Genomic DNA, 6,818 nt, shown 5'->3' with positions numbered 1-6,818 from the left:
CTGAAATACAAAACGCCCGATGCGGTGCATCGGGCGTTAGGGTGAAACAGGTGTAAACCTATTTCAGGACTAGACAGCCTCAGCCCAACCGATGGACTTACTCGGCAGTCGGTGTACGACGCTTGAGCGGCGCCAAACCGTCTTGGCTAACCAATTGCGGCGCATCGCTTTTTGGCTTGTTGATAGTGTTGCGCTTGGCCTTGCCCGGCGTTTTCGCGGCGGCTTTCTTAACTACTTTTTTACCAGTCTTCGGATCAACCTTCTTCTTTTTGGTGCCAGCGGCCTTACCGGATGCCTTGAGATTTTTCGGGCCTTGGTAGATACCTTTGACATCCTTGATGTTGCGACGCTCAAAACGCTGTTTCAGGTAGCGCTCGATGCTCGACATCAGGTTCCAGTCGTTGTGACAGATCAGCGAGATGGCCAAACCTTCACCGCCAGCACGCCCGGTGCGACCGATCCGGTGAACGTACTCATCACCAGAACGCGGCATATCAAAGTTGATCACCAGATCCAGACCATCAACATCCAGGCCACGTGCAGCAACATCGGTGGCCACCATGACTTTTACTGCGCCTTGGCGCAGACGGTCAATGGCCAGCTTACGGTCCTTCTGATCCTTCTCGCCATGCAACACAAAGGCTTTGACGTCCTTGGCGACCAACTTGCCGTACAGACGATCGGCCTGGATACGGGTGTTGGTGAAGATAATCGCTTTCTGGTAGGTCTCGTTAGCCAGCAACCACTCGACCAGACGCTCTTTGTGGTAGTTGTGGTCAGCGGTGATGATCTGCTGACGCGTGCCTTCATTGAGGTCGCTGACGCTGTTGAGCTGCAAATGCACAGGCTCTTTGAGCACCTTGTTGACCATTTCACGCAAACCAGAGCCACCGCTAGTTGCGGAGAACAGCAAGGTTTGGTGCGGACCGCTGCAAGCTTCAGCCAGACGCTGGACGTCTTCAGCAAAGCCCATGTCGAGCATGCGATCGGCTTCATCAAGCACCAGCACTTCCACTTCGTCGAGCAGCAGGTTGCCGGCGTTGGCGTGTTCAATCAGCCGGCCCGGTGTACCGATCAAAATATCGACTCGGCGCAACATGGCCGCCTGGACCTTGAAATCTTCGCCGCCGGTAATCAAACCCGACTTAATGAAGGTGAACTGTGAGAAACGCTCCACCTCTTTCAGGGTTTGCTGTGCCAGTTCCCGCGTCGGCAGCAAGATCACCGCACGAATGCTCAGACGCGGCTTTGGGTCACCCATCAAGCGATTGAGCATTGGCAGCACAAATGCAGCTGTTTTACCGCTGCCGGTTTGCGCGGTTACCCGCAGGTCATGCCCTTGCAGCGCGGCTGGAATAGCCGCCACCTGCACCGGTGTAGGCTCAACAAAGTTAAGCTCAGCCACAGCTTTTAGCAGGCGTTCATGCAGGGCGAATTGGGAAAACACGGGGTAACCTCGACAAAAAATCTGGAATCAGTTGTATAGCGTAACGTTTTCCGGCGCTGGAGCCGAATGCTTTGTGCAAAAGCGCACTGAGAATTGTCATCAGCAGTTGAACATCGTGATGTTTTAGCGCTCAAATGACATGGGAAAACCACATGAAAGATATGGAGAACATCATGACTCTCGCCTCCCGCTCATTGGTCAGTTGCACTGCCTTGGCAATTATACTCGCAAGCCAAGGCAGCATAGCTGCGCCTAAACATGACAAAGGCAATCCGCACCAAAATGATTATGGTTCTGATGTTCGAATAGACCTCAACGGGCCCACGGTGGATATTGGCCGAGTACGCATTGTGCTGGGTGACAACCGTAATCTGATCGGCAATGTCAGCTCGCTGCCGCCTGGTATCCAAAAGAACCTGGCTCGCGGCAAGCCACTGCCGCCGGGTATCGCGAAAAAATTCGATAACCGTCTTATCGGCAAGTTGCCACGTTACGATGGCTACGAATGGAGACAAGCTGGCACCGACGTGGTGCTCGTGGCAATCGCAACCGGGATCGTTTACGAAGTGCTCAGAAACGTGCTGGATTGATTACCCGTGTCGGTAGCATCGAGGTGACCGACCTTTACATAGATCAGACAACCCTCGGTTGAAAACGGCTTGTGCTGCGAATTGTGCGGATTACGCAGCCAAGTACCCGCTGGATAGTCACCCAGCTCATCCTGGAAGACCCCTTCCAGCACAAGAATCTCTTCGCCACCAAAGTGACGGTGCGCCTTAAACTCTGTACCTGGAGCCCAACGCACCAATGCAGTGTGCACCGTACCAAAACTATCCAGCGGCAGTACACTCAAGCCCTCGACCTGCCCCGCCTGCCAATGACCGTCACGGGTATTGATGCGCAGCGTCGTCTGGTCATCCGGTTCTTGATAACAAAGCTTCACAAACAGCAAGCAACCCGCTGCACTCGACGGAGCATGCTGGCTACCTGGTGGATTTTTCAGCCAGTAACCTGCGGGATACTCGCCGTGCTCATCGGCAAAGACACCATCAAGCACCAGGATTTCCTCACCTTCCGGATGCAAGTGATTACGAAAGCTGGAGCCTGGCGCATACCGCACCACCGAAGTTGTGCGCCCGCTTTCGGCGGCAAAGCGCTCTAACGGCCGCCGCTCAACACCCGGTAACGGCGATGGTAGCCACTCAATCTGCCGGGTATCGACCACCACCCGCGCGGACAGGTCATCATTGACACGCATGAACTACCTCCATATAGACAAATCCTTTTTTAGCTGACGGTGCGCCATTGCTTAGTCAACAGACGCACGCTATCCCAGGCCACAAGCAGCACGGCCAGCCATATCGGCAAATAGGTAAACAGCTGGGCACTATCAAAATTTTCGCCAAGAAACACCAGCGACACAGTGAACAACAGCACCGGCTCGACGTAGCTCAAGATTCCGAATAAACCCAGTGGTAATAGTCGGCTGGAGGCAATCATCGCCGCGAATGCCAGCGCCCCGAGCATGCCCAAGCCCGGCAACAGCCACCACAATTGCGGAGCAGTGCTGAATGCAGCATCCGGGCCCCAAGCAATGATCAGGTAGATGGCGAGCGGCGACAGCACCAGCATTTCCAGAAGGAACCCAGATAAGGCATCCATTTTCATCCAGCGACGCAACATAAAATAGGGTGGATACCCCAGCACCGTGACCAAGGTTACCCAGGAAAAAGCTTGTGAACGCCATAGCTCATGCGCAACCCCGAGCATGGCGCAAAACACGGCGACCTTGAGCAAGGGCCTCAGGCGCTCGCCATAAAATATGCGCCCAGCCAAGACCATTGCTAGCGGCAAGAGGAAATAGCCCAGCGATACATCAAGCATATGTCCGGCCAGCGGCGCCCAAACAAACAGCCCCCACTGCACGCCAATCAGCACCGCTGCCAAGGGCAATGCTGCCAGCAGCAACGGCTCACGCCGCAGACGCACAAAAGCCTCACCAAGCAAACACCACTGCCGGGTAGCAACGAACAACAACACAATTGCAGGCAGCGACCACAGCACCCGCTGAGCAAAAACTTGCACCCCATCAAGCGGTGCCAACAACTGCACATAACCGGGAATGATGGAAAACAGTACCGATGCAAAGACTGAAAGCCCGACGCCTTTTCCTGACAGATTCATTACTGCGCCTTGGTTGATGCCGCGCCCGAGTCGTGTTCGCGCACAGGCAGACGTGCAAAGTGACTGATCACCAACGACAAGCCAATCACCGCCGCCCCCAAGCCCAAGCGCAACCAGTCGGCCTGATGATTCCAAAGCAGCAAGTTAACCAGCAACCCCGCAGGCACCAACAGGTTATTCATCACGGCCAATGTCGCCCCGTCGACCTTGCTGGCGCCTTTGTTCCACCAGTAAAGCCCAAGTCCGGAAGCCATAACACCCAACCACAGCAAAACACCCCACTGGGTGGCGGTGGCAGGCATATGGGCGGCGTTACCGAATATCAAGAACGCTGGTAGCGCGACAATTAAAGCTCCCAGATAGAAATAGCCAAAGCGCTGGAACGGCGCAATGGTCGAGGGATAACGCGGCAATAAGTGTTTGTAAAATACTTGCCCGGCAGCAAAGGTCGCATTGGCAACCTGCAACAACAAAAAGCCCCAGAAGAAGTCAGGGCTGATTTGATCAAAGCGAATCACCCCGGCACCGATCACCGCGACGGCCGCGGCAACCAGCGCCCAAGGGTTGAATCGACGGTTCAGCGCATCTTCAATCAGGGTTACGTGGAGCGGTGTGAGAATGGTGAACAGCAACACTTCTGGCACGCTGAGAACGCTGAAGCTCAGATACAGGCAAACGTAGGTCACGCCAAATTGCAACGCACCAATCACCAGCATCGATGCTTTGAAGCCATTGGCAACGCCGCGCCAGCGGGTAAATGGCAGAAACACCAACCCTGCGATGACAATTCGCGTCAGCACCGCAAAGTAACTATCAACCTGCCCGGCCAGGTATTCGCCAATCAAACTGAATGAAAAAGCCCACAACAGGGTTACAACAAGCAAATAGCGCATGATCACCTCAAAATCAGGCGCAGACCTTAGCCTGTCATGCCCCAATCAACAATCAGCAAAACGCACACAAGAAAAAGCCCGTGCAACTTTCGGTTGCACGGGCTCCTCAATTAGCCACAGCGCTTGACAATCAAGCCATCAAGCAACCTCGGCCAGCTTCTCTTTAGCCTGGGCCAAAGCCTTATCCTGAAAGTCGCCACCAAGGTTGAGGCCTTCGGCGTTAATAAAGCTAACATCGTGGATACCAATAAAGCCCAAGGCCTGACGCAGGTAAGGTTCCTGATGATCCATGCTACTACCGGCATAGATACCGCCCCGAGCCGTGAGCACAAAAGCCCGCTTGCCAGTGAGCAGGCCAACCGGGCCGGTATCGGTATATTTGAAGGTCACACCGGCCCGCAGTACGTGATCCAACCACGACTTCAGGGTACTTGGAATCGCGAAGTTATACATTGGCGCCGCAAGTACCAGCACATCAGCGGCCAGAACTTCATCGGTCAGTGTGTTGGATAAAGCGAGGGCTGCTTGCTCAGCTTCGCTCTGCTGTTCTGCCGGAGTCATCCAGCCGCCGAGCAGGTTCATGTCGAGGTGTGGTACCTGATCAACCGCCAAGTCACGAACACTGATCTGATCAGCCGGGTACTTCGCTTGCCAGTGGGCAATAAATTGCTCAGTCAGTTGGCGTGAGATTGAACCTTGTTTACGGGCACTGCTTTCAATTACGAGGACACGGGCCATTGAATCTGCTCCATCAATTGGTTGTTTAGCGTCGATGGATAAAGATTACGGACAGTCATACCGATTGAAAAGCGCAAAAAATAGCCTATAAACATCAATAAATTTGATTTATTAAAACTTCCACTTTAGGATCTGAGGCGGATCACAAGCCAAGTTTCTAGATCGGCTTACAGTCGACCTGCATACGCAGCTTGATAATTTTGCGTGAAAAGCGCACGGACAAATTGATGTCTTCACCCGCCTTAACAAGAGATTTACGTGTACGCGGCGCTTCCGGACCATTGCGGAATACAACCTTGCACTCGGCATCAGCCTGGCCATAGTTATACAAGCCAACGGCGCCTAAGGTGTCATCGATATCCATTGGCGTAACCGAAATTTCGGCGCCGTTAAGATGTTTTTCGGTCTCTAGCGGGTAGGCAAAGGCATAAAGTGGTAACAACGCGAACAACGCGCAACACAGCTTATTCATGCAACATATCTCCAACTGGGACTCTTAAAGGCGTCTCTATTGTGTATCAAGGTTTCCGCCCAAACAGCTTGAGGGCGCAGCTTGCACACTGCAACAAGAAAAATAACCCGGTATTCAAGCGCCGAACGGTACAGATAAACAGGACTCGACATGAAAGCCCCTCGCGTAACGCTAGACCAGTGGCGGACCTTACAAGCGGTTGTCGATAACGGCGGCTTTGCTCAGGCGGCGGAAGTGCTGCACCGCTCACAATCTTCGGTTAGCTACACCGTTGCGCGCATGCAAGAACAACTCGGTGTGCCGTTGCTGCGTATCGACGGACGCAAGGCGGTATTGACCGAGGCTGGCGACGTCTTGCTACGCCGCTCGCGGCAATTGGTTAACCAAGCCAGCCAACTCGAACACCTCGCGCATCACATGGAACAAGGCTGGGAAGCCGAAGTACGTTTGGTTGTCGATGCGGCCTACCCTAAAGCCAAGCTGGTACGCGCATTGACCGCCTTCATGCCGCAAAGCCGTGGTTGTCGAGTGCGGCTGCGCGAAGAAGTTTTGTCTGGCACTGAGGATTTACTGCGCGAAGGCACAGCCGATGTCGCCATCAGCGGGCTTAACATTTCAGGTTTTCTCGGTAGCGAACTGAGCAGTGTCGAGTTTATTGCTGTTGCCCACCCCGATCACCCATTGCACCGGCTGCAACGTGAGCTGACTTTCCTGGATTTGCAGGCGCACATGCAAGTGGTGATTCGGGACTCAGGCCGCTTGCAACCACGTGATGTAGGCTGGCTTGGAGCCGAGCACCGCTGGACAGTAGCGAGCCTGGATACTGCAGCTACCTTTGTCAGCAACGGCCTAGGTTTCGCATGGCTGCCGAGGCATATCATCGAGCGCGAATTAAAAGACGGCCAATTGCTGCCCTTACCACTTGATCAAGGCGGCACCCGCAACCCGAGTTTCTATCTGTATACCGATAAAGAAAAACCATTGGGACCAGCGACGCAGATCCTTATTGAGCTGATCAAAAACTTTGACGCAGCGCCGTTCAACCCAAGTTTTGCGGCGCCTCAGCCAATCAACTGACAGGAGT

The 6,818-nt window shown here is 54.1% G+C and carries 8 protein-coding genes; 2 read left to right on the top strand and 6 right to left on the bottom strand.

The annotated features are described in order from the left end of the window. Positions 1 to 97: 97 nt before the first annotated feature. Complete coding sequence (locus tag ACN0UH_RS18705; RefSeq protein WP_417663474.1) at positions 98 to 1,447, bottom strand: DEAD/DEAH box helicase; 1,350 nt, start codon at positions 1,445 to 1,447, stop codon at positions 98 to 100. A 173-nt stretch (positions 1,448 to 1,620) separates the two neighbouring features. Between ACN0UH_RS18705 and ACN0UH_RS18700 the strand changes: the two genes are divergently transcribed. Beyond that, positions 1,621 to 2,037: an anti-virulence regulator CigR family protein gene (locus ACN0UH_RS18700; protein ID WP_417663473.1), complete on the top strand. Its 417-nt coding sequence runs from the start codon at positions 1,621 to 1,623 to the stop codon at positions 2,035 to 2,037. Here the strand turns inward: ACN0UH_RS18700 and ACN0UH_RS18695 are convergent. From ACN0UH_RS18695 to ACN0UH_RS18675, 5 genes are all read right to left on the bottom strand, one after another. Further along, positions 2,007 to 2,705 (bottom strand): cupin domain-containing protein, encoded by a 699-nt coding sequence (locus tag ACN0UH_RS18695; RefSeq protein ID WP_417663472.1) that lies wholly within the window; start codon positions 2,703 to 2,705, stop codon positions 2,007 to 2,009. The two genes, ACN0UH_RS18700 and ACN0UH_RS18695, sit on opposite strands and share 31 nt — an antisense overlap. Before the next feature lie 29 nt (positions 2,706 to 2,734). Continuing rightward, positions 2,735 to 3,631 carry an EamA family transporter RarD gene (rarD, locus tag ACN0UH_RS18690; protein WP_417663471.1) on the bottom strand — a complete coding sequence of 299 codons (897 nt, stop codon included), beginning with the start codon at positions 3,629 to 3,631 and terminating at the stop codon, positions 2,735 to 2,737. Further along, positions 3,631 to 4,524, bottom strand: a complete 894-nt coding sequence (locus tag ACN0UH_RS18685; RefSeq protein WP_417663470.1) for a carboxylate/amino acid/amine transporter — start codon at positions 4,522 to 4,524, stop codon at positions 3,631 to 3,633. The genes rarD and ACN0UH_RS18685 overlap by 1 nt, the downstream gene beginning before the upstream one ends. A gap of 138 nt (positions 4,525 to 4,662) precedes the next feature. After that, positions 4,663 to 5,262: an FMN-dependent NADH-azoreductase gene (locus ACN0UH_RS18680; protein ID WP_417663469.1), complete on the bottom strand. Its 600-nt coding sequence runs from the start codon at positions 5,260 to 5,262 to the stop codon at positions 4,663 to 4,665. A 157-nt stretch (positions 5,263 to 5,419) separates the two neighbouring features. Further along, positions 5,420 to 5,734 (bottom strand): 3-phosphoglycerate kinase, encoded by a 315-nt coding sequence (locus ACN0UH_RS18675; protein WP_417663468.1) that lies wholly within the window; start codon positions 5,732 to 5,734, stop codon positions 5,420 to 5,422. A gap of 150 nt (positions 5,735 to 5,884) precedes the next feature. Here ACN0UH_RS18675 and ACN0UH_RS18670 point away from each other — a divergent pair, with 150 nt between their 5' ends. After that, complete coding sequence (locus tag ACN0UH_RS18670) at positions 5,885 to 6,811, top strand: LysR family transcriptional regulator (protein ID WP_087517649.1); 927 nt, start codon at positions 5,885 to 5,887, stop codon at positions 6,809 to 6,811. The last annotated feature ends 7 nt before the right edge of the window (positions 6,812 to 6,818 follow it).

Origin of the sequence: Pseudomonas sp., from assembly GCF_048265905.1 — a bacterium.
Taxonomy (GTDB): domain Bacteria; phylum Pseudomonadota; class Gammaproteobacteria; order Pseudomonadales; family Pseudomonadaceae; genus Aquipseudomonas.
The sequence above is the reverse complement of the archived record's forward strand: the minus strand, read 5'-3'. Positions and strand labels throughout refer to the sequence as shown.

Excerpts from the sequence above, each read along its gene's own strand:
- ACN0UH_RS18700 (WP_417663473.1), top strand. The coding sequence starts at position 1,621 with ATGACTCTCGCCTCCCGCTCATTGGTCAGTTGCACTGCCTTGGCAATT.
- ACN0UH_RS18695 (WP_417663472.1), bottom strand. The coding sequence starts at position 2,705 with ATGCGTGTCAATGATGACCTGTCCGCGCGGGTGGTGGTCGATACCCGG.
- rarD (WP_417663471.1), bottom strand. The coding sequence starts at position 3,631 with ATGAATCTGTCAGGAAAAGGCGTCGGGCTTTCAGTCTTTGCATCGGTA.
- ACN0UH_RS18685 (WP_417663470.1), bottom strand. The coding sequence starts at position 4,524 with ATGCGCTATTTGCTTGTTGTAACCCTGTTGTGGGCTTTTTCATTCAGT.
- ACN0UH_RS18680 (WP_417663469.1), bottom strand. The coding sequence starts at position 5,262 with ATGGCCCGTGTCCTCGTAATTGAAAGCAGTGCCCGTAAACAAGGTTCA.
- ACN0UH_RS18675 (WP_417663468.1), bottom strand. The coding sequence starts at position 5,734 with ATGAATAAGCTGTGTTGCGCGTTGTTCGCGTTGTTACCACTTTATGCC.
- ACN0UH_RS18670 (WP_087517649.1), top strand. The coding sequence starts at position 5,885 with ATGAAAGCCCCTCGCGTAACGCTAGACCAGTGGCGGACCTTACAAGCG.